The sequence below is a fragment of the Aminobacter carboxidus genome (assembly GCF_014863355.1).
In the GTDB taxonomy this organism is placed as follows: domain Bacteria; phylum Pseudomonadota; class Alphaproteobacteria; order Rhizobiales; family Rhizobiaceae; genus Aminobacter; species Aminobacter carboxidus.
On sequence record NZ_JACZEP010000006.1, the window covers coordinates 223,590 to 246,826 of the forward strand.

A 23,237-nucleotide genomic window follows, 5' to 3' on the forward strand; every position below is an offset into this window, starting at 1 on the left:
TCCGCCATCCGGAATTTAACACTTGGCTATTGGTATTTTATTGGTATTATCACGCTTGAGGAGAAAACACCGTGGATCTTGTGCTCGGGATAGATGGTGGCGGCACTGGCTGCCGGGCCGCTCTGGCCAATGCAAGTGGCGACATTCTCGGCCGCGGGCGTGGCGGGCCGGCCAATATCCGCACCGACCTTGCCGGTGCGTGCCACAACATCGTCGAGGCCGCCCGCCAGGCATTGGTGGATGCCGGCCAGGACCCGGCATCGATCGCCACTGTCGATGCCGTCCTCGGGCTCGCGGGCGCCAATGTCGGTGACTACAAGCAGCGGCTCGAAGACATGCTGCCGTTTCGAAACAGTTCCGTCGAAAACGACTCGCTGATCTCGCTGGAAGGCGCGCTTGGCGACCATGATGGCGCCATCGCAGCGCTCGGCACCGGAACCGTCTATCTCGGCCGCAGGGCCGGCCAGTTCCAGCCGCTCGGCGGCTGGGGCTTCCAGATCGGCGACCTCGGCAGCGGCGCGCGCATCGGCCGCGACCTCTTGCAGGAGACCCTGCTGGTCTACGACAGGATCCATGCCGGCTCGGCGCTGACCGACATCATGCTGGAGCGTTTCAACGGCAACCCCAGCGACATCGTCGAGTTCACTACCAACGCCAAGCCCGGAGACTACGGCCAGTTCGCGCCGATGGTGTTCGAGCACGCAGCGAAGGGCGACGCGGTCGGGCAGAAGCTCGTCGACCGCGCCGTCGCCGATGTCGAGGAAACGCTTGCCGTCTTCGATCTCACGCCGAGCGAGCGGCTCTGCCTTCTCGGCGGGCTCGCTGGCCTCTATGCGCCGCTGCTGTCGAAACGCTACCGCGCGATCATGCACCCGCCACTGCAGGACGCGCTGGGCGGAGCGGTGCAGATGGCGGTGAAGAAATACGCCAAGGCGGGAGGCGGCCATGGATGATGCCGCCGAACGCATTTTCGCCGCCCTGCGCGACGTCAGCCAGTCTGGTGCGCCGCTCTATCTCCAGCTCAAGAAGAACATCGAAGAAGCGGTCAAGCGCGGCCTGATCGGCCCCGGCGACGCCCTGCCTTCGGAGCGCGACATCGCCGCAGAGGCCGACATTTCGCGTGTCACAGTGCGCAAGGCGGTACAGGACCTGGTCAAGTCGGGCGTGCTGGTGCAGCGCCACGGCTCCGGCACCTTCGTTGCCCCGCGCATGGAACGCGTCGAACAGTCGCTGTCGCGGCTGACCTCGTTCACCGAAGACATGGCACGGCGCGGCATGGCCGCGCGTTCGCAGTGGCTCGACCGCGGCATCTACACCGCCTCGCCTGACGAGATGATGGTGCTGGGCCTTTCCGCCAGCGAGCTGGTGTCCAGGCTCAGCCGCCTGCGAATTGCCGACGAGACGCCGCTTGCCATCGAGCGCGCAACAATTTCGGCTTCGGTGCTGCCAGACCCTCACGAAGTGACATCTTCGCTCTATATGGCTCTTGGCAAGACCGGCCATCGCCCGGTCCGGGCCGTGCAGCGCATCTCCGCCGTCAATCTCGGCGAGGCCGAGGCACAGCTCCTGGCCGTGCCCATGGGCTCGGCCTGCCTGCAGATCGAGCGCATTTCATACCTTGCCAGCGGCAAGGTGATCGAGTTCACCAAGTCGATCTATCGCGGCGACGCCTACGACTTCGTCGCGGAACTGAGATTGCCCGGCCCGGATGGGCAAGAAGGAGAAGGTACTTGAACGCGACTACCCATATGCGGCGCGAAATCGCCGAAATCCCCGAAGCGACAGCCCGCCTGCTCGAAGGATCGGCCAAGGAACTGGCCGAGACCGGCCTGCACCTGAAGCGCGCCCAGCCCCGCTTCGTCACGACGGTCGCTCGCGGTTCCTCCGACCACGCCGCGTCCTTCCTCAAATATGCCATCGAGCTCAATGCCGGCCTGCCCGTGGCCTCCATCGGCCCGTCGATCTCGTCGATCTACGGCGCACGTCTGAAGCTTGCCGATTCCGCCTGCCTCGCCATCTCGCAGTCGGGCAAGAGCCCCGACATCGTCGCCATGGCCGAGGGTGCCCGCGCCGGTGGCGCGCTGACGATTGCGCTCACCAACACCGCCGGCTCGCCGCTGGCCGAGGCGTCCGACCACGCCATCGACATCCGCGCCGGCGTCGAAAAGAGCGTCGCGGCGACCAAGACCTTCGTCAATTCGGCGGTCGCCGGCCTTGCCGTGCTCGCCCACTGGACCGGCGACGACAAGCTGCTCGCAGCTCTCGATGCCCTGCCCGAGCATTTTGCCAAGGCTGTCGACTGCGACTGGATGGGCATTGCCGGCGAACTGACCGAAGGCAATTCGCTGTTCATCCTCGGCCGCGGCCCGTCCTTTGCCATCGCCAACGAGGCGGCGCTGAAGTTCAAGGAAACCTGCGCCATGCACGCCGAGTCCTACAGCGCGGCTGAAGTGATGCACGGCCCGCTGGCGCTGGTGCGCCCCGGCTTCCCGGTGCTGGCGCTGGCTGCCCGCGACGCCTCGGAGCCGTCGATTGCGGACGCCGCCGACGGCCTCGCCGATCGCGGTGCTGCGATCCACATCACCTCGTCGCTGGCAAAGAAGGCCAAGGTGCTGGAGCATGTCGCCACCGGCCACCCGCTGACCGATCCGCTGATGCTAATCGCCTCGTTCTACGGCTTCGTCGAGGCCTTCGCCCGCCACCGCGGCCTCAACCCCGACGCCCCGCCCAACCTTCGGAAAGTGACCGAAACGATATGAGCGAACGTCTTGCCATTGCTGCCGGGCGCATCTTCGACGGTGACGCCTGGCACCAGGATGCCGCGCTGCTTGTAGTGGACGGGCTGGTCGAGGGCATCGTCGCGCGCCGTGACATTCCCGCTGGCGTGACGGTGACGGAGGCCGGCGCCATGCTCGTCCCCGGCTTCATCGACCTGCAGGTCAATGGCGGCGGCGGGTTGATGCTCAACGACAAGCCGGACGTCGACACGCTCGAAGTCATCTGCAAGGCGCAGATGCCCTTCGGCACGACGGCGGTGCTGCCGACGCTGATCACCGACACACGCGAGATCACCCGATCGACAATTGCGGCCGGCGTCGAAGCGGCCAGGCGCAAGATGCCGGGCTTCCTCGGCCTGCATCTTGAAGGTCCGCATCTGTCGCTCAGCCGGAAGGGTGCGCACGATCCCCAGCTGATCCGCCCGATGGATGCCGACGACGAGGCAGCTTTGATCGCCGCGCGTCCGTCGATGCCCGTGCTGCTCACCACCGTCGCGCCGGAATCGGTCAAGGCTGAGCAGGTCAAGGCGCTGGCCGATGCCGGCATCGTCGTCAGCCTCGGCCACACCGATACCAGCTACCGCACGGCCAAGGAATATGGCGAGGCGGGCGCTTCGATGGCGACACACCTGTTCAACGCCATGAGCCAGATCGGCAACCGCGAGCCGGGTCTCGCCGGCGCCGCCGTCGAGATATCAAGCTTCTCGGCTGGCCTGATCGCCGACGGCATCCATGTCGACCCGGCAACGATGAAGATCGCACTCAAGGCCAAGAACGGCCCTGCCCGCATCTTCCTCGTCACCGACGCCATGGCAACCATCGGCACCGACCTCAAGTCGTTCGAGCTCAACGGCCGCACCATCAAGCGTGAGAACGGACGGCTGACGCTGGAGAACGGCACGCTGGCCGGCGCCGACCTCGACATGATCTCGGCAATCCGCTTCATGCACCAGACGATCGGCTACGAGTTCGGCGAGGCGATCCGCATGGCCTCGCTCTATCCGGCGGAAGCCGTCGGCCAGGAAAAGCGCCTCGGCCGCCTGGCCAAGGGCTATCAGGCGAACGCCGTGCAGCTGACCGAGGAGCTCGACGTGTCGGGCACCTGGATCGATGGCAAGAGGGTATTTGGCGCCTAAGCGCCTCGGCCGGGCACGGTCAGTAGCCCCCGAGGGGGCTTTGCCCATTCAGCCTCCAGGTCAGATCGCCGCCTTGTCCGCCGCAGCCCGGATCGCCTCGATGTTCGCGGCATAAGCCGCAGGCCCGCCCTTGAACACAGCGTTGCCGGCGACCAGCACATTGGCACCGGCGGCGGTGACCAGCGGCGCGGTTTCGGGCGTGACGCCGCCGTCGATCTCGATGTCGATCGGACGGTTGCCGATCATCGCCTTGACGCGCTTGACCTTGTCGATGACCGCCGGGATGAAAGCCTGGCCGCCGAAGCCCGGATTGACCGTCATCAACAGCACCAGATCGAGGCGGTCGAGCACATATTCAATTACCGATTCCGGCGTCGACGGGTTGAGCGACACGCCGGCCTTCTTGCCGAGATTGCGGATCGTCTGCAGCGAGCGGTCGAGATGCGGGCCGGCCTCGGCGTGAACCGTGATGATGTCGCAGCCGGCATCGGCAAAGGCCGCCAGATACGGATCGGTCGGCGCAATCATCAGATGGCAGTCGAATACCTTGTCGGTGCGGTCGCGGATCGCCTTGATGACCGGCGGGCCGAAGGTAATGTTGGGGACGAAATGGCCGTCCATGACATCGAGGTGAATCCAGTCGGCGCCAGCGGCGACGATGGCCTCGACCTCTTCGCCGAGCCTGGAGAAGTCGGACGACAGCACCGAGGGCGCGATCAGGGTCTTGTTGCTCACGTTCAGGCCTTTCGAAAGGGGCAGAGGCGGTTTTCCCGACTGCCTAATCTCCGGCGCACGGCTTGTCGAGCCGAGAATCCCGCCATATCGCCGCAAAATCCTGAAAAAGCGGAACCCCGCCGGCAAGCCGGCGGGGTTCCATTGCGTTGGCATCGATCACAGCAAGCCGATCACTGCGGAATGATGTTGTTGTTGCTCGGGCGCTGCGGCTGCTGTTGCCTCTGCGGGATCAGCCCACGCAACACATCCGGGTTGATCGGCATGATCTCGAGCGTCGGACGCTGGCGCGGGCGGCAGTTCGGATACTGGCCGACCGTGCCGCGCGGGCACTCACGCTCGATGGTCATGCACTGGCCGTTGATCAGCACCTCGCCACGGCGGCAGACGGTGTCCTGCCGGTCAGGCACGCAGCGGCCACGCACCAGCGACGTGCCTTCGGGGCACTGCGTCGTCGGCGCCTTGCGGCATGCGCCCCTGATCAACTGGGTGCCACGCGGGCAGATGCAACGGCCATCCTGCGTCCGGATCTGGCCGGGCAGCAGCGTGCACTGGCGCACCGGAGGCTGATCCTTGACGCAGCGACCGTTCCTCAACTCGGTGCCGCGCGGGCAGATGCAACGGCCATCCTGCGTCCGGATCTGGCCGGGCAGCAGCGTGCATTGGCGCACCGGGGGCTGATCCTTGACGCAGCGACCGTTCCTCAGCTCGGTGCCACGCGGGCAGATGCAGCTTCCGTCCTGCGTGCGGATCTGACCAGGCAGCAGCTTGCACTGGCGTTCAGGAGGTTGTTCCGGACGCACGCACTTGCCGTTCTTAAGGTCCGTGCCGCGCGGGCAGATGCAGCGCCCGTCATTGGTGCGGATCTGCCCAGGCAAGAGCACGCACTGGCGCACAACCGGCGGAACCGGCGTCACCGTGCCACCACCCTGGACGCACTGGCCGTTGCGGAACGTCGTACCCTCGGGGCAGACGCAGCGGCCTGCCTGGTTGAGCACGAAGCCTTCCGAACACTGCTGCTTTTCCTCATGGTCGATCAGGAAGCGGTGGCAGGCATAGGGGCTGCCGCCAACACCACCCGGAACCGCAGTAGCGCCAGCCAGATCGAGCCCGCGAACCGGCGTGTCCGGCGGAAGCACGGCAACGCAGTTCTGGGCCGGCACCGGCCGGGGAAGATTGGCGAGACGGCCGTCGTTAGGGATCACCACCGTCACCCTGTGGACGCGGCTTTCGCCAGCGCCAAGGCTGATGTTGGTGACGCAGGACAGCGGCAGAGTCGCCGGTTCAGGCGAACAGCCGAAGGGCGGCTCGATCGAGCTGATCGCAACGCCATCCAGCCGGCCGAGGCCATCCACGCCGATCGCATCGCCGATACGGACCGAGCCATTGAACGGGCCGGTGCCACTGTTGGTGATGGTGATCTCGAACGTGCAGGGCTGGCCGGTCTCGCACTGGCGGTCGCCAGTCTTGGCAACCGTCAGGCGTGGCCGTCCCGGGTGCGGGATGCGCATCGTGGCGCAGGCCTTGTTATTGGCCAGCACCGTCTCGCCGGGGATCGCCCGGACCTCGCCGCAGTTGCGGATCATGTCGGACTGGTAGTCCGCCGGCACGATGGCAACGACGGAAAGCGGCACCGACGCACCCGGCACCAGTGCTACTCCAGGATGGTCGCAGCGGAACTGACCGGGACCGGCCGGACCGCAAGCCCAGGGCGGGCTCGGGCCGAAAGTCGAGGACGACGGCGCTCCCGTGGGATAGTCGTCGATGACGGTCAGCGGGCCGACATAGTTTTGCGTGCCGTTGTTGTAGACCCGGATCAGGAAGCTGCAGACGCCAACGGCGCTGCAGGAAGCCGAACGCGGGTCCTTGGTGATGCGCAGGTCGACCTTCTTTTCCACCGGCGGACGGCAATCGGGATCGCCGCGCTTGCAGATCGGAATGGTGGCGCACGCCTTGTCGTTGTCGGTACGGCCGAACACCTCGGGCTTTTCGCTCGCCGTGTAGTCGTACTCGGCGCAGTTGCGGATGAAGCGTGCCTCCCAGCCGGGTCCGGGCTTGAAGCCGATCTTGAGATCGACAAACTCGCCGGGATTGAGCGTGGTGGCAGGATGCTCGCAGCTCATAGGGCTGGTTGCCGGCAGACAGGTCCAGGGCGCGTTGGGCCCGGAATCTATCGTTGCGTTGCCGGGCAAGGTCACCTCGTCGAGCACGATCTTGCCGTTATAGGGGCCGTCGCCGACATTGCTGACGCGGATGGTGAAGTTGCAACCGCCTTCCAGCGTGCAACGGGCGACGTCGGCACGCTTCTCCACCTTGATGTCCGGTTCCTTGTCGGGCGGGCACCTGAGGTCGGGCGGAATGACGATGTCGACCGTCTGGGTGCAGCACAGGCCGACGCCCTCTTCCGGTCCGGCATAGGTCTCGATGCCGGTGACGATCAGATGGACGACGTCGCCGGGGCCCGCGCCCTCGATCTCCCAGTGCAGCACGCCGCCGCCGGGCGGAACGAGTTGCAGCGGCGGATCGATGGTGATGCCGGGCGTGGTGGTGCGAAGCTGCACCCAGCGGCCGGCCATCTCGGGCCCGACGGGCATGTTGTAGATGTAGGCGCCGCCGCCGGGCACGCAGTCGACATCGCCACGTTCGACTTTGAAGCACGGCTCGCTGCCCGGAGGTGGTGGCGGAGGCGGCTCGCAGTCGGTCACGTCGATGCGGATCTGGGTCTTTTCGCCGGTGCGGAAATCGCCGTCGTCAGGCTTGGACGGATCGTGCGAGGGAATCTCGAGCGAGCCGGGACCTGCCGACAACTTGACGAAGCCCTGGTTGTCGACGACCGCGGGTGCCGGGAAGGCAGCGTGGTCGATGAGGGCGGTGATGCGGATGTCGATGTAGCGCTCGTTGGGTGCGCCAGCACCGTCGAGATCGGTCGCCGACAGTCGGAAGTCGGAAATGCCAGCGGTGTCGTTGGGGTTCGCCGTGGTACCGATGGCGGCTGCCGGCAGCGGACCGCCGACGGCATCAGTGCCATCGCCGGATGCCTGGACATTGACGATCGTCAGGCCTGCGGCGACCTGGTCGCGGAAATCCATCCGCAACGTCTTGAGGCCGTTGGCGAAGGCCGGATCGAAGAACTTCTCCGGATTGCCGCGGGCACCGAAGCGCAGGTTGTAGACGACATAGTCGCAATTGCGCTGGGCACCCTTCTTGGTGAAGAACGGCACGACGTCGTCATGGCCGGGATGCGGGATGACGCGGTCGAGCCTCAGTTCAGGCACGACCTCGGGCAACGGCTGGGCTGTTGCCGGCGACAGGGGCATGGCGGCGAGCGCGATCCCTGCCGCCATCAGCCAGCGCGCGCCGCGCCTGGCGAATGACAGGGGTTTCATGATCGTCTCCATGACGGTTGGGTTGCTCTGCGTGGCGAGCGGGGCGGAAGCGTGGATGTTCATCTCTCCCTCCCTCACGGTTCGCAGCTGACTTGGGGCGTGGCAAGCGGCACCACTACTTTGCAGCACGGGTAGTAGCCGCCCTTGTCGGCGTCGGACTGCTTGTAGAAACACAGGCCGACATTGACGGTGTCGCCGGGGAAGTGGCCGGTCACCCCGATGGTGAACGGCGCACCCGCCGGCTTGCTCTGCTGAAGCGGTGAAATGCCAACGCCCGGCGTCCTGGAATCGGCCTTGACGGAATCGCCGCCAATGCCTGCAACGTCACGGACATAGAGATCGGCCTCGAGCCCGGCCGGGGTGCAGAAGTACTCGACCGCCTCGATGTCGAGGCAGGGCGGAATGTTGCCGGGCGGCGGGAAATCCGGCGGCCACAGCGGCGTCGGATAGTCGCCCGGATAGGGGATCTGCTCGTAATAGCCGGCGCGGCCTTCGCAAGGACGCCAGATCTCGACGTCGCCGACATGGCCCTCGACCTCAGGGTCTTCATAAAAGCTGTCGAAGTCGACGAACCACGAGCCGAAAGGCGGAACGTTCGCCGGCTTGACCAGCGAGGTCGAGGTGATCTGCACCCCATGGACGGCGAGCGGGCCACCCGCGGCAAGCTGCTCGGCCAGCGCCGGGTTGTCCCTCAGCTTGTCGCCTGTCTTGACGATGGTGTCGGTGCAGGCATTGGGGTTGATGAAGCCCTGTGCGTCATAGCCATATTGCAGGTCGATGCCACCAGCCGACTGGCGATTGGCTTCGGGGAAGCCGACGGCATATTCCTGCGGCACCGGCACCCAGATGCTTTCCGTCGCCGGATCATCGGGACTTTCGCGCCAGTAGCGGATGACCTCGCCATCGCCTGTATCGGCAAACTGGCTGTAGTCGTAGCGGTTCTCGATCTCTCCGCGCTGGGCCAGATACATGAAGCCCTTGTTGTCGAAGGCAATATCGGTGACCGGCAGGTCCTTGTCGGCCTCGACCGTCAGCTCCCAGCGCGGGTCGCCGGCGAATTTGCCGTCACGAGCGATGCCGACCGACCAGATCTCGGCCTTGTCGCCGACCGCGTAGTAGACGCGGCCGCCGTGGAAGGCTGTGCCCCAGACACGGCGTTCGTCCTGAGTGTAGCCCCAGGTGCCAGGGTCGTCGCTGTCGAAGGCGGCACCGGCGATGTCCATGACAGCGCCGTCGTCGGCAGTTGGCGCCAAGCCGCGCACCGGCCGCCCTGTGACACCGTGATCGAAGGTGTCGATCAAAGCGCCCGTGGCGTCGATGCGATGGATCAGGCCGGTGTCGAGATCGGAGGCGAAGAACTGGCGATGCGCCTTGTCGAAGGCGACGTCGCCAATGCCGGGACCACTGTTGGTGTCGATGTCGGCGAACTTGCTGACGGCACCGGAGATGCCGTCGATCCGCCAGATCGTGCCGGGACCGCCGCCATTTTCCTCGCCGAACTGGCCGGCCATGAAGGTGGCGCCGGCCTTGCCGCGACGCTCACGCTCGGGACGTCCATCGTCGTCGGCATCAGGCGTGACGATGCGGATGCCGTGCAGCGAGGTCGCGCCCGCGTAGAGATCGGGCACATCAGAGGGCGTACCGTCGCGGACGCCGTCGTCATAGGTCAGCGCGAAGACCTGGCCGATCTGGCTGGCCAGGACCTCGAAGGGCAACGGCGTGTTGACGAGCTGGCCGGTCGGCGGACCACCGAGGGCCGAAACGTCAAAAACGCGCAAAGTTGCGCGCTCGGTGTCGATGAAGGTTTCGTCGACCGGATCGACCCAGGGCACCAGGCCCTCGTCTATGCCGGGGATGATGGTGCCGGAAAAGCCGGTGACCGCCATCGATCCGGGATTGATGATCTGGGTTTCCTGGGCTTGTGCCGGCGGTGCGAGCCAGGGACTTGCGGCAAGCGCCAGTGCCATCATGCCGGCGTTGAGCGCGAGTGCTCTCAGGCGGGCGCCTGACGGTTCGGCTGGTTGCGCGAGCGCACCGGAACCACCACGAAAGCACGGCATGACACCTCTCCCGAGTTGTGTGGAAGAAGGTGCTGGAGCGCAAGCAAGAGCAAAGCGCTGATACCCGGCACTTTCCTCCCTTGCATTCCTGCTATTGTCCCTCGGCGCGACGATACGCCGGGGCTTACCCAGGGTCAATGCAACAAGCCCGAAGCCCAACGCGCCCACCCTCTCTCTGAGGCGGTGGTCGCGCCGTGCTCCGGGTGCTCGCGGTGACCCGCAACACCTGGTGTTTGTGGTCATTGGGTTTTTCCTTTGCTGACACCGCGCTATGCGGGGCCTGGACGTTGGTCGCTCCGACACGGGGAAAGGTTCACCACGGCGGGCATCTCGGCGGCCGCACCCCGAAACGCGCCGTGGTGTCGAAAATCCCGTGAAAATGCCAATTGAAATCGATTACATTTTCGGCTTATGATCCCCTGCAGTAGTTTTTCTGTGCATCGGGAGGAGTTCATGAGGAAATTTTCAGTACTGGCGCTCACCACCGTCGCGGCGCTGGCCGTGTCCGCGTTCTCGACCCAGGCGGCCGACTACAAGATCGGCCTGTCCAATGGCTGGGTCGGCTCGGAATGGCGCACGCAAATGATCGAAGAGGCCCAGGCAGCGGCAGCCGCCTGGAAGGAAAAGGGCGTCAATGTCGAGGTCGTGGTGCAGAGCGCCAATGTCGACGTGCCCGGCCAGATCGCGCATGTCCGCAACTTCATCAGCGAGGGCGTCAACGCCATCATCATCAACCCGAACAGCCCGACGGCGTTCGATCCGGTCTTCGCCCAGGCCAAGGAAGCCGGCATCCTGGTGATCTCGACCGACGCCGAAGTGTCGTCGCCTGACGCCACCTATGTCGGCATCGACCAGAAGGCATGGGGTGCGGCAGGCGCCAAGTGGCTCGCCGAAACGCTCGGCGGCAAGGGCAATGTCGTTGCCATCAACGGCGTCGCCGGCCACCCGGCCAACGAGATGCGCGTCGCCGGCTACAAGGAAGTGTTCGGCCAGTATCCCGACATCAAGATCGTCAACGAAGTGAATGCCAACTGGGATCAGGCCCAGGGCCAGCAGGCGATGCAGAACCTGCTCGCCACTTACCCCGACATCAACGGCGTGTGGGTACAGGACGGCATGGCGGCGGGCGCCTGGAAGTCGATCATCGACGCCAAGAAGGAATCGTCGATCGCCGCCACCGGCGAGATCCGAAAGGACTTCATCGACATCTGGACCAAGGACAAGCTGAACTCCGGTGCCTCGGTGAACCCGCCCGGCGTCATGGCTTCGGCACTCAACGTTGCCGTGCTGATGCTGCAGGGCAAGGAACTGAAGGAGCCGGCAACGGCTGGCCAGTACAAGAACGCCATGTACCTGCCGATCCCCTTCATCGACAGCAAGAACCTCGCTGACGCAGCCAAGGCCGTCAACGGCAAGCCTGGCTACTACTCGTACACCAGCCAGCTTTCGATCGCTGACGCCGAGGCGCTGTTCAAGTAAGCTTCCTCCCAAGACGGGGACGCGGCACCTGCCCAGCAGGCCCGCGTCCCCGCGACCGACGAAGCTCCGGGAAGCCACCACCATGTCGAAACTCATCATGCGCGGCGTAAGCAAGGCTTACGGCGCCACCCTTGCCTTGCGCCGCGGCGACCTCACCGTCGAAGCCGGCGAAGTGCATGTGCTGATCGGCTCGAACGGTTCGGGCAAGAGCACCTTGTGCAAGGTGCTGGCCGGCAGTGTGCGCCCAGACAACGGCGAAATCCTCATCGACGGCAAGCCGGTCACCATCAGCGGCCCGCATGCGGCACGCGCATCCGGCATCGGCATCTTCTACCAGGAGCTTAGCCTCGCCGGACATCGCACGGTGGCTGAAAACATCTGCCTGCCCGACATGCCGGGCGGCATCTTCGTCGACCGCGCCGCGCTGGAGAACCGGGCACAGCGCTACATCGCCCTGTTCGACACCGTTTCCGGCGAAGGCTTTGCGGCTGAAGCAGTGGTCGAGAACCTGCGTGCCGACCAGCGCCAGCTGGTCGAAATCATGAAGGCGCTGGCGACCGAGGCGCCGATCACCATCTTCGACGAACCGACCTCGGCGCTCGACCGAGCACAGGTCGACCGCTTCTTCGAAATCCTGCGCGACCTGAAGGCCGAAGGACGCAGCATCATCTTCATCTCGCACCGCATGGACGAGATCTTCGCCATCGGCGACCGCGTCACCGTCATCCGCGATGGCGAGACGGTTGGTACCGAAAACATCGCCGACACCAACCCTGGCGCGGTGATCCGGTTGATGGTCGGCGGGCAGGACGAGCTTGCGCCCGGTGCCAGTGCGCCGCCTGCCACGGCTGCGACACGCAATGGCGCGGTGCTGACCGTCGCCAACTTCTCCGGCAAGGGCTTTGCCAATGTCGGCTTCGAAGTCGCCAAGGGCGAGATCCTCGGCTTCGGCGGCCTGCATGGCCAGGGCCAGTCAGCGGTGCTGCGCGCCATCTTCGGCGCCAACCCCTCCAGCGGCGGCGCCCTTGCATTGTCCGGCTCGGCCTTCGTGCCATCCGATCCGCGCGCAGCAATCCGGCGCGGCCTGGCCTATGTCTCCGGCGACCGCAGCCGCGACGGCGTCATCTCGGGCCGGCCGATCCTCGAGAACGTGACGCCGATCCACTATCTCAAGCAGAAGCTCTTCCTCGCGCGTCCGTCAGCCCTGGCAGAACGGGTCAAGCCGGCGCTCGAGGCGCTGCACACCAAGTTCGCCGGGCTCGGCCACCCGATCAACTCGCTGTCGGGCGGCAACCAGCAGAAGATCGTGATCGCGCGCTGGCTGATCGACCGGCCCGACGTGCTGTTGCTCGACGACCCGACCAAGGGCATCGACCTGTCGGCGAAGGCAGACCTGTTTGCGCTGATCCGCAAGCTCGCCGCCGAGGGCATGGGCATCGTGCTCTATTCCTCCGAAGACGCCGAGTTGCTCAACAATGCCGACCGCATCCTCGTCTTCAACGGCGGCCAGGTGCGGCGCGAACTCACCGGCGCGGACAGAACGCGCTACAATCTCTACCAGGCAGCTTACGAGGCCGCGTGATGACGACCGCGACCCTATCCACCCCAAAGCCTGGCGGCCTGAAGCGCCTCATTGAGCGCTATCCATTCCTGCCTGCGCTGCTGATCGCGCTCGTGCTGCTTGGCCTCAACGGCCTCTACCAACCGCGCAGTGTCAGCTTCATCGGCATCACCGGGCTGGTGAAGACCTACCTGGCGCTGATCATGCTCGCCATCGCCCAGACCTACGTCGTCTATGCCGGCGACATCGACCTGTCGGTCGGCGCCATCGTGTCGCTGGTCAATGTCGTCATCGTCGTGATGATGGAAAAGATGGGCGGCACCGGCTTCTCGGTGGTGGCAGCACTTGGAATGGGCCTGCTCGTCGGCCTCGCCTGCGGCATCGTCAACGGCATCGTCGTCGCCGCACTGCGACTGCAGGCGATCGTTGCGACCTTCGCCACCAGCATTTTCTTCACCGGCCTGGCGCTCTATGTCATGCCGGTTGCCGGAACACCGGCGCCGGCCACCTTCTGGCGCACCTATGGCGGCCGCTTCTTCGAAATTCCGTTCGTCTTCTATGCGGCAGTGTTGCTCGCCATCGTGATCTACGTGCTCGCCCGCACGCGACTTGCAACGCAACTGCTCGCCGTTGGCGACGACGCGCAGGCGGCCTTTCAGAGCGGCCTGCCGGTGACGAAGATCCGCATCCAGGGCTACGCGCTGTGCGGATTGTTCGCAGCCCTCGCCGCCTTCTGCATCACCGGTGACACGGCAAGCGGCGACCCGCTTGTCGGCGGCAAGATGACCCTGTTTTCGGTGGCTGCGGTGGTGCTCGGCGGCAGCGCGCTGTCGGGCGGCTTCGGCACCGTCGTCGGCTCGATTGTCGGGGCGCTGATCATCGGTCTGATCAACTCGTTGGTGTTCTTCGTCGGTACCCCGTCCGAATGGCAGAACCTGGTCCAGGGCCTCGCCATCCTTGTCGCGCTTATGGCCGGCATCCTTGTGGGACGGAGGGCACGGGCATGACCACGACCACGCAAACACAGGCAGCGGCGCCCTCGCCGGTGTTGACCTTCCTCAAGAAGCCACTGCTGGTGGCGCTGATCCTGATCGCCGCCCTGCTGCTGCTCGGCGAGGCGCTGTCACCGGGCTTCGCCTCGGGCCAGCAGATCCTCAGGCTGCTCATCGTCGCAGCACTTCTCGGCATCGTCGCCGCCGGCCAGAACCTGGTCATCCTTGGTGGCCGCGAAGGCATCGACCTGTCCGTCGGCGGCGTCGTTTCGCTCAGCGCCATCATCGGCGGCAACCTGATGAACGGCGCTGACGCCGGTATCCTGCCCGCGATCCTCGGCTGCATTGCCGCCGGTGCTGTGATCGGCCTGTTCAACGGCCTCGGCGTGACGCTGCTGCGCATCCCGCCGCTGGTGATGACGCTCGGCATGCTCGGCGTGTTGCAGGGCCTGCTGGTGGTGATCCGCAACGGCATCCCTTCGGGACGGGCGGCACCCGGGCTGTCGCAGTTCGTCACCCAGCCCTTCCTGCTCGGCCTGCCCGGCATTATCTGGCTGTGGGTGGCGATCGGGCTGCTGCTGGCCTTCATGCTGGGCCGCACCGTGTTCGGCCATCGCATCTATGCCATCGGCTCAAACGAGCAGGCGGCGTTCATGGCAGGCGTGCCGGTCAAGCGAACGCGCATCGCCCTGTTCATGCTGTCGGGTGCCTTCGCCGCTGTCGCCGGCATGTGCCTGATCGGCTATTCCGGCTCATCCTTCGCCAATGTCGGGGAACAATACATGCTGCCCTCGATCATCGCCGTGGTGTTCGGCGGCACGCCTTTGTCGGGCGGCAAGGGCGGCTATACCGGCACCATGGCAGGTGCGGTGCTGCTGGTCGTTTTGCAGAGCATCCTGACCACGGTGCATATCGACGAATCCGGACGGCAGATGGTGTTCGGCGCGACATTGCTGATCCTGATGCTGTTCTATGGCCGAGGCAGGGCGATGCGCGCATGAACGAGCGACCGAAGATCAAGGACATCGCCGAGCGGCTGGGCGTTTCCGCAGCCACCGTGTCGCGCGCGCTCTCTGACAGCGGCCTCGTCGCCGAGCCGACGCTGAGCCGCATCCGCGAGGTGGCGCGTGAGATGAACTACCGGCCCAATGTCAGCGCCCGCAACCTGCGCACGCAAAAGGCGATGGCGGTGCTGATGGTCGTCCGCGACGTTGGCAACCCGTTCTATCTCGAAATTCTGAAAGGCGTCGAAGCCACCGCCCGCGCCGCCGGCTACTCGGTGCTGATGGGCAACACCGAAAACGACTCCGATCGCGAAGTCGAGTATTTCGACATGCTGCGCGACGGCCATGCCGACGGCATGATCCTGATGACCGGCAAGCTGCCGGAGCGCGAGGGCTTCCTCGCCTCGGTCGAGGGCGGCGCGCCGATCGTTGTCGCGCTGGAGGAGATCCAGAACGCCGACTTCCCGCATGTGATGGTCGACAACGAGGCCGCTGCGCGCAACGCGGTCGAGCACCTGATCGGCCTCGGCCATGTCAGGATCGCCCATGTCTCCGGGCCGGTGCCCGAAATCATGAGCGTCGACCGCCGCGATGGCTACCGCTCGGCCATGCAGGCCGCGGGCCTCGCCATTGCCGACGGCTACGAGCAGCGCGGCGATTATCTGCTGCACACCGGCCAGCGCCTGTGCCGGGCGCTGTTCGAGCTGCCCGACCCGCCGACGGCAATCTTCGTCGCCAACGACGAAATGGCCTTCGGCGTGATCCACGAATTGCGCAAGCTCGGCCTCGACGTGCCCGGCCAGGTCTCGGTCGTCGGCTTCGACGACCTGTTCCTCAGCGAGGCCTTCTACCCGCCGCTGACCACCGTCAGCCAGCCGCGCACCGACATCGGCCGCGCCGCCATGACCATGCTGCTCGACCTGCTGTCGGGCGGACTTACGCCGCGCAAGCCGGTGATGCTGCCGACCACGCTCAAGGTTCGCGGCACCACAGCACCTGCGCCGAAATGATTACAGTCTAGGGGACCATACATGACCGGATTGCCCAAACAGCGGCTGCGCGTCGGCTTCGTCGGAAGCGGCTTTATCGCGGACTTCCACCTCAAGGGCATGCTCGGCGTGCGCAATGTCGACGTCACCGGCGTGTTCAGCCGCAAGGCGGAAAACCGGGCCCGCTTCGCCAACCGCGTTGCCGAACTCGGCCTCGGCGAATGCACCAGCCACGACAGCTTGGAATCGCTTGTTAACGCCGACAATGTCGATGCGATCTGGATCCTGTCGCCTAACTACACCCGCCTCGACGTGATGCGCACGCTACATGCCGAGGTGAAGGCCGGCCGCAGCAAGGTCATCGCTGTCGCCTGCGAAAAGCCGCTGGCCCGCACCATCGCCGAGGCGCGCGAGATGCTGCGCCTGGCCGAAGACGCCGGCCTCAACCACGGCTATCTCGAAAACCAGGTGTTCTGCACACCGGTCATTCGCGGCAAGGATATCATCTGGCGCCGTGCCGCCTCGGCTACCGGCCGGCCCTATCTGGCGCGTGCCGCGGAAGAGCATTCCGGCCCGCACGAGCCGTGGTTCTGGCAGGGCGACAAGCAGGGCGGCGGGGTGTTGTCCGACATGATGTGCCACAGCGTCGAGGTCGCCCGCCACCTGCTGACCAAGCCGGGTGCTCAGCGCAAGTCGCTGACCATCAAGCAGGTCAGCGGCACCGTCGCCAATCTCAAATGGACGCGGCCCAACTATGCCGACCAGCTGCGCAAGCGCTTTGGCAATGATGTCGACTACCGCAACCGCCCGTCGGAGGATTTCGCCCGCGGCACCATCCTGCTCGAGGACGAGGACGGCAACGAACTGGTCATCGAGGCGACGACCTCCTGGGCCTATGTCGGGGCCGGCCTGCGCATCCAGCTCGAACTGCTCGGGCCCGAATATGCGATGGAGTTCAACTCGCTCAACACCGGGCTCAAGATCTTCATGTCGCGCGAGGTCAAGGGCGAGGAAGGCGAGGACTTGGTCGAGAAGCAGAATGCCGAACAGGGCCTGATGCCGGTGCTCGAAGACGAGGCCGGCGTCTATGGCTACACCGATGAGAACCGCCACATGGTCGAGTGCTTCCGCAAGGGCGAAACGCCGATGGAAACCTTCCATGACGGCCTCGCCGTCGTCGAGATCCTGATGGGACTGTATCGCTCGGCCGAAATCAGCGGCTCGGTCAGCTTCCCGGCGCCGGAGCTCGAAAACTATGTGCCGGTGGTCGCCCGCACGGGCGCCTGAGCGGATCATCCGACGGCCGGATCATGGAGCGCCGCTCCGGTCGGCTGGCGACGGGCAAGGCCACTGTGTCAAATGACCTTGCCCGAGCCCCAGAGACACGTTGGGCAGGGTCGTCAAATCATTCGAAACACGTTATGATTTGCCCAGGTGAAGGTCGCGGTTTGGCGTGACCACTCTTGCCAAGCGCGAGCCGCGACCCACCCCAACGGAGGAGTGGTCATGGCAAGTTTCCATGTGTACGCAGGCGCCACCAATACGATCGTGCATCCCGCGATCCGCCGCATAACGGTCGCGGATGTGTTTGACGCGCTGCGACGTGGCTTCGACGACTTTTGGGACAAGCCTTCGCATTACGTTTTCCTGTGCCTGATCTACCCGGTCGTCGGGGTGTTCCTGATCACATGGACTTCTGGCGGCAACGCCCTGCAGCTCATTTTCCCGCTGATGTCCGGCTTTGCCTTGCTCGGCCCATTTTTCGGAATAGGCCTGTACGAGATCAGCCGAAGGCGCGAGCAAAACCTCGACACGTCCTGGAAGCATGCCTTCGATGTCAGGCATTCGCCGGCCATTCCTGCAATGCTGGCCATCGGCATCATGCTGCTCGTGCTTTTCGTCGCGTGGCTGCTGGTCGCGCAGGGGCTCTACACCTGGCTTTACGGGGCCGGCGCACCGCAGTCGATGGCAGCTTTCTTCGGCGATCTCTTCACCACCCAGCGCGGCTGGACGCTGATTATCCTGGGCAATCTGATCGGTTTCCTGTTCGCCCTGGCAGTGCTCTGCACCACCGTCGTCGCCTTGCCGTTGCTGCTCGACTGCGATGTCGGTGCCTATGCCGCGATCGAAACCTCGGCACGGGCGGTGCGGGCCAATCCGCTGCCAATGCTGCTATGGGGCCTGATCGTCGCTGTCGCGCTGCTGATCGGGTCGCTGCCGTTCCTGGCGGGCCTTGCCATCGTCATCCCGGTGCTCGGCCACGCGACGTGGCACCTCTATCGCAAGGTCGTGGAAGTCCCGGCCGACAAGAAGACGCCCCTGCCACCTACTCCCGACAAGGGGGAAGATGGACACTTCCCATACTGGCTTCGCGGGTAATCGCGCCGCTACTGCAGCTGACGGCTTGGCGCCTTGGCGGGTGCCTTCACCGGTGTTGGTGAAGGCACCGAAAGCCGATCGAGATGCATGCGGATATGGGCGGCCTCGGCTGCGGTGTTGGCCAGCGCGATCGCCCGGTCGAAAGCTTCGCGCGCCTCGTCGGTGCGGCCGAGCTGCATCAGCAAGCCGCCCTTGACGCCGAAGAAATGGAAATAGCCTGACAGTTTCGGCGCCAGCGGCTCGATCAGCTTCAGCGCCGCCTCCGGCCCGCGCAATTTAGCGAAGGCAACGGCGCGGTTGAGCGTGACGACCGGCGACGGCGTCATCGATTCCAGCACCGAATAGAGCAGGTCGATCTCGGCCCAGTCGGTGTCCTCTGGCTTTGCCGCGCGGGCATGCAGTGCCGCGATCGCCGACTGGATCTGGTAGGGGCCGGGACGGCGGTGGCGCATGGCCTTGTCGATCAGCGCAAGACCCTCGTCGATCAGCGCCTTGTTCCACAGCGTGCGGTCCTGATCGTCCATCAGCACCAGTTCGCCATTGGCATCGAAACGGGCGGCGGCGCGGGCATGCTGGAGCAGCAGCAGCGCTGTCAGGCCCATCACCTCCGGCTCGGTTTGGAACAGGCGCAGCAACAGCCGCGCCAGCCTTATCGCCTCCTCGCATAGCGGCGCGCGGTTGGCGATCTCGGTGGCGCCGGCGGAATAGCCTTCGTTGAAGACGAGATAAACCATCGCCAGCACGGCGGCGACGCGTTCGGAGCGCTCGACCGGGCCGGGCGCCTCGAACGGCACGTCGGCGTTGGCGATGCGCGCCTTGGCGCGGGTGATGCGCTGTTCCATAGCGCTTTCGCCGACAAGGAAGGCGCGCGCGATCTGCTTGACCGACAGGCCCGAGACGATGCGCAAGGCCAGTGCCACCTGCTGCGTCGCCGGCAGGTCGGGATGGCAGCAGATGAACAGCAGGCGCAAAATGTCGTCGCGGTAGTGCTGGCCGTCGAGCCGCTCGGCGATATTGGCTTCGGCATCCTCGAGATCTGACACCAGTTCCTCTGCCGGCAGCGGCGCCTGCTTGCTCTGGCGGCGGGCGGCGTCGATGCCGGAATTGCGGCCGACGAAAATCAGCCAGGCGGCCGGATCACGCGGCGGTCCCTTCTCCGGCCAACTGCGCAAGGCACGCAGGCAGGCCTCCTGGAACGCTTCTTCTGCGGTATCGAGATTGCGGAAGTAGCGCAGCAGGGCTGCCACGGCCTGCGGCCGGGCGGAAGAAAGTGCCGTGTTGATCCAGGCCGGGTCGGTCATGCTGCCTCTTTTCCGGGGAAAAATGCGCCGATCGGGCGCAGTTCGTAAGAGCCGCCGCCAGGATTGGCATCGGCCAGTTCTCGGGCGACATCGACGGCATCGTCGAGCGACGCGCAATCGACGACGTAGAAGCCGAGGAACTGTTCCTTGGTTTCAGCGAACGGTCCGTCGATGACCAGCGGTTCATCGTTGGTCTTGCGCAACGTGGTGGCGGCCGTCGTCGGCATCAGGCGCGCAACAGGCCCGAGCCTGCCCTGGTCGCGGAGCTTGCCGGTCACGACCTGAAGACGGGCCATCACCTCGTCGTCCTGCTCCTTGGACCAGGCGCAGACGACGTCTTCGTTGTTGTAGCAGAGGATGGCGTAGAGCATCTTTTCAGTTCCTTCATGACTAGGACGCGCGAGTATGCGCAAATCCGACAGGGCTTCAGCAATTTTTTCGTCGTTCGCGAGGACCAATGCCTTCGGCCATCGTGATGGCTTGTGAAAAGCCGGGAGAGGTGCAGATATGGCGCCGGTTTGGCGCCTGCAAGGTGCCGGCGAGGTTGGAGGATCACCGATGAAAAACGCCGAAATTTCACAACGCAAGATGCAGACCATCGCCCGCGGCGTCGGCATGACGACGCAGGTCTATGCCGACCGCGCCGAGAACTCCGAGATCTGGGATGTTGAAGGCCGCCGCTACATCGACTTCTCCTCCGGCATCGCCGTGGTCAACACCGGCCACCGCCACCCGCGCGTCATCGAAGCGGTGAAAGCGCAGCTCGACCGCTTCACCCACACCTGCCACCAGGTCGTGCCTTATGAGAGCTATGTCCGGCTCGGCGAAAGGCTGAACGCGATCGCCCCGATGAAGGGCGACAAGCGCACCGTCTTCGTCACCACGGGTGCCGAAGCCGTGGAGAACGCCATCAAGATCGCCCGCAACGCCACCGGACGCCAGGCCGTCATCGCCTTTGCCGGCGGCTTCCACGGCCGCACCTTCATGGGCATGGCGCTGACCGGCAAGGTGCAGCCCTACAAGGCAGGCTTTGGCGCCATGCCGGGCGACGTCTTCCACGCGCCGTTCCCTGTGCCGCTGCATGGCGTGACGACGGCCGATGCGCTCGCAGCGCTCGACCGGCTGTTCAAGGCCGATGTCGACCCGGCGCGAGTCGCTGCCATCATCATCGAGCCGGTGCAGGGCGAAGGCGGCTTCTACGAGGTGCCGCGCGACTTCATGACCGCGCTACGCAAGGTCTGCGACCAGCATGGCATGCTCTTGATCACTGATGAGGTGCAGACCGGTTTCGCCCGCACCGGCAAGATGTTTGCGATGGACCATCACGATGTCGCGCCCGACCTTATGACCATGGCCAAGAGCCTCGCCGGCGGCTTCCCGCTCGCCGCCGTCACCGGCCGGGCCGAACTGATGGACGCGCCCAATCCCGGCGGCCTCGGCGGCACCTATGGCGGCAGCCCGATCGGCGTCGCTGCGGCACACGCCGTGCTCGACGTCATCGAGGATGAGAAACTGTGCGACCGCGCCAACCAGCTCGGCGCGCGGCTCAAGCAGCGGCTGGAATCGTTGCGCGACGACGTGCCCGAAATCGTCGACATCCGCGGCCCCGGCTTCATGAACGCGGTCGAGTTCAACGACGTGAAGACCAGGCTGCCTTCGGCCGACTTCGCCAATGCGGTGCGGCTCAAGGCGCTGGAAAAAGGCCTGATCCTGTTGACCTGCGGCGTCCACGGCAACGTCATCCGCTTCCTGGCGCCAATCACCATCCAGGACGAGGTGCTGACCGAGGCGCTCGACATCCTCGAGGCGTCGATCCGGGAAAGCCGGACGGCCTGACACTGCCCTCTCCGTAGGTTAATGCCGCCCCTCACCCTTACCCTCTCCCTGTGAAGAACGGGGAGAGGGAGCGTCAACGTTGCGGCCAGCCTTCTTTTCGGAAACCGCGGCCGCCTTATCTTTGGCAACTAAAAGCAGCATGGCGCAGGCGGAGAAGCTTCGTCCTTCTCCCCGTCATTACGGGGAGAAGGACCGGCAGGGGATGAGGGGCAGCGCCAAGTTGGCGGAATTATTCCGCCGGCAGCGCAGCCAGCGCTGCCTTCAGCACGTCCGTACCGCCTGCGACCTGCTCCGGCGTCGGCGAGAAGCCGAGGCCGAGCATCTTGCGGCCGAGCATGTGGTCGGCGGGGCGGTTGACGGATTCGATGGCGGTCAGACGGTCGACGGCGAAGTGGAACACCGAAAAGCGGTTCTCCGCCGGATCGCCCGACAGGATCTGGCGGTCGCTGCCCGCGGTCAGGCCGACCATCTGCAGCTTCATGTCGCCGATGTCGGACCAGAACCACGGCACGGCAGTGTAGTCGCTGGGGCGGCCGACGATGGTGCGCGCGGCGAGTTTGGCCTGATCGGTGGCGTTCTGCACCGATTCCAGGCGCACATCGCCCCCGGTCTGCCAGTGGCGGTAGCTCGCATTGTCGCCGATGGCGAGGATGCCAGGCACCGAACTGCGCATCGCGCTGTCGATGCGAATGCCATTGGCGATCGTCAGGCCGGCCGTCTCGGCGAGCTCGACATTGGGCACGACGCCGATGCCGGTGATCACCATCTTCGCCGGCAAATGTTCGCCCGAAGGGGTCAGCACGCCCGAGACGTGGCCGCCCTCGCCCTCGATGCGGTCGATGGTGGTCTTGAGCAGGATGCGAATGCCCACAGCCTCCAGCCGCTTGCGCACATGCTCGGCAATCAGCGGGGCCACGGCGCGGCCAAGCAGGCGGTCGAGCGCCTCGATCACCGTCACCTTACGGCCGCCGGCGGCCAAGGTCGCTGCGATCTCGAGGCCAATGAAGCCGCCGCCGATGACGACGACCTCCTCGCAGGCAGCGCTCTGGTCGCGGATCAGCCGGGCATCGGCCACCGAGCGCAGCGACAGCACGCCGGCGAGGTCGGCGCCCGGCAGCGGCAGGACGCGCGGACGCGAACCGGTGGCGAGGATCAGGTGGTCATAGGCAAGGTTGCCGCCGCCAGCGAGTTCGAGCCGGCGCGCGCCGGCATCAAGCCGTTCGACCAGCGTTCCGGGGCGCAATTCGATGGTATGGCCGGTGTAGAAGGCCTCGCCGCGCAAGGGCTGCGGCTGGGCTGCGGCATCCTTGATGAAGGTCTTAGACAGCGGCGGCTTGTGATAGGGCAGTTCCGTCTCGTCGCCGACCAGCAGAACCGGGCCGTCATAACCCTCTTCGCGCAGGCTGGCGGCCGCCTGGACCCCGGCATGGCCTGAACCGACAATGACGACACCGTTCTTCATGCCCGCCTCGCTGTTGGGGATCAACCGGGGAAATGGCCGTTGGTCCACCTTGCTGCAAGGGGCCATGGACAGGTTTTGGGGTGACAGCCGTATGCTGGCCTGTCAAGCGCGCCGGCGCGTATTTTAGCCTGTTGTGAAGCAGC

At 65.5% G+C, this 23,237-nt stretch carries 18 protein-coding genes; 12 read left to right on the plus strand and 6 right to left on the minus strand.

All coding sequences use genetic code 11. The features are described from left to right. The first annotated feature begins 71 nt into the window (after positions 1-71). Genes IHE39_RS19665 through nagA form a run of 4 tightly spaced genes read left to right on the plus strand, consistent with a single transcriptional unit; the run spans position 72 to position 3,913 of the window. The gene (locus IHE39_RS19665; protein WP_184770258.1) at positions 72-953 is read left to right on the plus strand and encodes a glucosamine kinase nucleotide-binding domain-containing protein; all 882 of its coding nucleotides are present in this window, start codon (positions 72-74) and stop codon (positions 951-953) included. Beyond that, positions 946-1,734 (plus strand): GntR family transcriptional regulator, encoded by a 789-nt coding sequence (locus tag IHE39_RS19670; RefSeq protein WP_184770257.1) that lies wholly within the window; start codon positions 946-948, stop codon positions 1,732-1,734. The genes IHE39_RS19665 and IHE39_RS19670 overlap by 8 nt, the downstream gene beginning before the upstream one ends. Positions 1,735-1,748: 14 nt before the next feature. Next, a complete protein-coding gene (locus IHE39_RS19675) occupies positions 1,749-2,759 on the plus strand; it encodes an SIS domain-containing protein (RefSeq protein ID WP_115729757.1) in 1,011 nt (336 codons plus the stop codon). Next, the gene (gene nagA, locus IHE39_RS19680; RefSeq protein ID WP_192567666.1) at positions 2,756-3,913 is read left to right on the plus strand and encodes an N-acetylglucosamine-6-phosphate deacetylase; all 1,158 of its coding nucleotides are present in this window, start codon (positions 2,756-2,758) and stop codon (positions 3,911-3,913) included. The genes IHE39_RS19675 and nagA overlap by 4 nt, the downstream gene beginning before the upstream one ends. 60 nt (positions 3,914-3,973) lie before the next feature. On the opposite strand, the gene rpe is transcribed toward nagA, so the two are convergent. From rpe to IHE39_RS19695, 3 genes are all read right to left on the minus strand, one after another. After that, positions 3,974-4,648 carry a ribulose-phosphate 3-epimerase gene (rpe, locus tag IHE39_RS19685; RefSeq protein ID WP_192567667.1) on the minus strand — a complete coding sequence of 225 codons (675 nt, stop codon included), beginning with the start codon at positions 4,646-4,648 and terminating at the stop codon, positions 3,974-3,976. A 170-nt stretch (positions 4,649-4,818) separates the two neighbouring features. Beyond that, positions 4,819-8,094: an EB domain-containing protein gene (locus IHE39_RS19690; RefSeq protein ID WP_192567668.1), complete on the minus strand. Its 3,276-nt coding sequence runs from the start codon at positions 8,092-8,094 to the stop codon at positions 4,819-4,821. A gap of 11 nt (positions 8,095-8,105) precedes the next feature. Next, complete coding sequence (locus tag IHE39_RS19695) at positions 8,106-10,001, minus strand: YncE family protein (RefSeq protein ID WP_246485580.1); 1,896 nt, start codon at positions 9,999-10,001, stop codon at positions 8,106-8,108. A 543-nt stretch (positions 10,002-10,544) separates the two neighbouring features. Here IHE39_RS19695 and IHE39_RS19700 point away from each other — a divergent pair. The 7 genes from IHE39_RS19700 (at position 10,545) to IHE39_RS19730 (ending at position 18,495) form a co-directional block, all read left to right on the plus strand. After that, complete coding sequence (locus tag IHE39_RS19700; RefSeq protein ID WP_192567670.1) at positions 10,545-11,570, plus strand: ABC transporter substrate-binding protein; 1,026 nt, start codon at positions 10,545-10,547, stop codon at positions 11,568-11,570. An 82-nt stretch (positions 11,571-11,652) separates the two neighbouring features. Further along, positions 11,653-13,152: a sugar ABC transporter ATP-binding protein gene (locus IHE39_RS19705; RefSeq protein WP_192567671.1), complete on the plus strand. Its 1,500-nt coding sequence runs from the start codon at positions 11,653-11,655 to the stop codon at positions 13,150-13,152. Continuing rightward, positions 13,149-14,138 (plus strand): ABC transporter permease, encoded by a 990-nt coding sequence (locus tag IHE39_RS19710; RefSeq protein ID WP_434781324.1) that lies wholly within the window; start codon positions 13,149-13,151, stop codon positions 14,136-14,138. The genes IHE39_RS19705 and IHE39_RS19710 overlap by 4 nt, the downstream gene beginning before the upstream one ends. After that, positions 14,135-15,124 carry an ABC transporter permease gene (locus IHE39_RS19715; RefSeq protein WP_192567673.1) on the plus strand — a complete coding sequence of 330 codons (990 nt, stop codon included), beginning with the start codon at positions 14,135-14,137 and terminating at the stop codon, positions 15,122-15,124. The genes IHE39_RS19710 and IHE39_RS19715 overlap by 4 nt, the downstream gene beginning before the upstream one ends. Next, on the plus strand, positions 15,121-16,137 hold the full coding sequence (locus tag IHE39_RS19720; protein WP_192567674.1) for a LacI family DNA-binding transcriptional regulator: 1,017 nt from the start codon (positions 15,121-15,123) through the stop codon (positions 16,135-16,137). Before IHE39_RS19715 ends, IHE39_RS19720 begins: the two co-directional genes overlap by 4 nt. Before the next feature lie 21 nt (positions 16,138-16,158). After that, on the plus strand, positions 16,159-17,403 hold the full coding sequence (locus tag IHE39_RS19725) for a Gfo/Idh/MocA family protein (protein ID WP_192567675.1): 1,245 nt from the start codon (positions 16,159-16,161) through the stop codon (positions 17,401-17,403). 219 nt (positions 17,404-17,622) lie between these two features. Continuing rightward, entirely contained in the window at positions 17,623-18,495 is an 873-nt protein-coding gene (locus IHE39_RS19730; RefSeq protein WP_192567764.1) for a DUF2189 domain-containing protein, read from the plus strand. 8 nt (positions 18,496-18,503) lie between these two features. On the opposite strand, the gene IHE39_RS19735 is transcribed toward IHE39_RS19730, so the two are convergent. Both IHE39_RS19735 and IHE39_RS19740 read right to left on the minus strand, forming a co-directional pair. Further along, positions 18,504-19,796: an RNA polymerase sigma factor gene (locus tag IHE39_RS19735; protein ID WP_184770245.1), complete on the minus strand. Its 1,293-nt coding sequence runs from the start codon at positions 19,794-19,796 to the stop codon at positions 18,504-18,506. Further along, the gene (locus IHE39_RS19740) at positions 19,793-20,167 is read right to left on the minus strand and encodes a YciI family protein (protein WP_184770244.1); all 375 of its coding nucleotides are present in this window, start codon (positions 20,165-20,167) and stop codon (positions 19,793-19,795) included. The genes IHE39_RS19735 and IHE39_RS19740 overlap by 4 nt, the downstream gene beginning before the upstream one ends. A 187-nt stretch (positions 20,168-20,354) precedes the next feature. On the opposite strand from IHE39_RS19740, the gene IHE39_RS19745 reads away from it, so the two are divergent. Next, complete coding sequence (locus IHE39_RS19745; RefSeq protein WP_192567676.1) at positions 20,355-21,632, plus strand: 4-aminobutyrate--2-oxoglutarate transaminase; 1,278 nt, start codon at positions 20,355-20,357, stop codon at positions 21,630-21,632. 229 nt (positions 21,633-21,861) lie between these two features. Here IHE39_RS19745 and IHE39_RS19750 read toward each other — a convergent pair whose 3' ends face one another. Further along, on the minus strand, positions 21,862-23,094 hold the full coding sequence (locus tag IHE39_RS19750) for an NAD(P)/FAD-dependent oxidoreductase (RefSeq protein ID WP_192567677.1): 1,233 nt from the start codon (positions 23,092-23,094) through the stop codon (positions 21,862-21,864). Positions 23,095-23,237 lie beyond the last annotated feature (143 nt).

Excerpts from the sequence above, each read along its gene's own strand:
- IHE39_RS19670 (WP_184770257.1), top strand. The coding sequence starts at position 946 with ATGGATGATGCCGCCGAACGCATTTTCGCCGCCCTGCGCGACGTCAGC.
- IHE39_RS19675 (WP_115729757.1), top strand. The coding sequence starts at position 1,749 with ATGCGGCGCGAAATCGCCGAAATCCCCGAAGCGACAGCCCGCCTGCTC.
- nagA (WP_192567666.1), top strand. The coding sequence starts at position 2,756 with ATGAGCGAACGTCTTGCCATTGCTGCCGGGCGCATCTTCGACGGTGAC.
- IHE39_RS19690 (WP_192567668.1), bottom strand. The coding sequence starts at position 8,094 with ATGAACATCCACGCTTCCGCCCCGCTCGCCACGCAGAGCAACCCAACC.
- IHE39_RS19695 (WP_246485580.1), bottom strand. The coding sequence starts at position 10,001 with ATGATGGCACTGGCGCTTGCCGCAAGTCCCTGGCTCGCACCGCCGGCA.
- IHE39_RS19700 (WP_192567670.1), top strand. The coding sequence starts at position 10,545 with ATGAGGAAATTTTCAGTACTGGCGCTCACCACCGTCGCGGCGCTGGCC.
- IHE39_RS19705 (WP_192567671.1), top strand. The coding sequence starts at position 11,653 with ATGTCGAAACTCATCATGCGCGGCGTAAGCAAGGCTTACGGCGCCACC.
- IHE39_RS19715 (WP_192567673.1), top strand. The coding sequence starts at position 14,135 with ATGACCACGACCACGCAAACACAGGCAGCGGCGCCCTCGCCGGTGTTG.
- IHE39_RS19720 (WP_192567674.1), top strand. The coding sequence starts at position 15,121 with ATGAACGAGCGACCGAAGATCAAGGACATCGCCGAGCGGCTGGGCGTT.
- IHE39_RS19725 (WP_192567675.1), top strand. The coding sequence starts at position 16,159 with ATGACCGGATTGCCCAAACAGCGGCTGCGCGTCGGCTTCGTCGGAAGC.
- IHE39_RS19730 (WP_192567764.1), top strand. The coding sequence starts at position 17,623 with ATGGCAAGTTTCCATGTGTACGCAGGCGCCACCAATACGATCGTGCAT.
- IHE39_RS19735 (WP_184770245.1), bottom strand. The coding sequence starts at position 19,796 with ATGACCGACCCGGCCTGGATCAACACGGCACTTTCTTCCGCCCGGCCG.
- IHE39_RS19740 (WP_184770244.1), bottom strand. The coding sequence starts at position 20,167 with ATGCTCTACGCCATCCTCTGCTACAACAACGAAGACGTCGTCTGCGCC.
- IHE39_RS19745 (WP_192567676.1), top strand. The coding sequence starts at position 20,355 with ATGAAAAACGCCGAAATTTCACAACGCAAGATGCAGACCATCGCCCGC.
- IHE39_RS19750 (WP_192567677.1), bottom strand. The coding sequence starts at position 23,094 with ATGAAGAACGGTGTCGTCATTGTCGGTTCAGGCCATGCCGGGGTCCAG.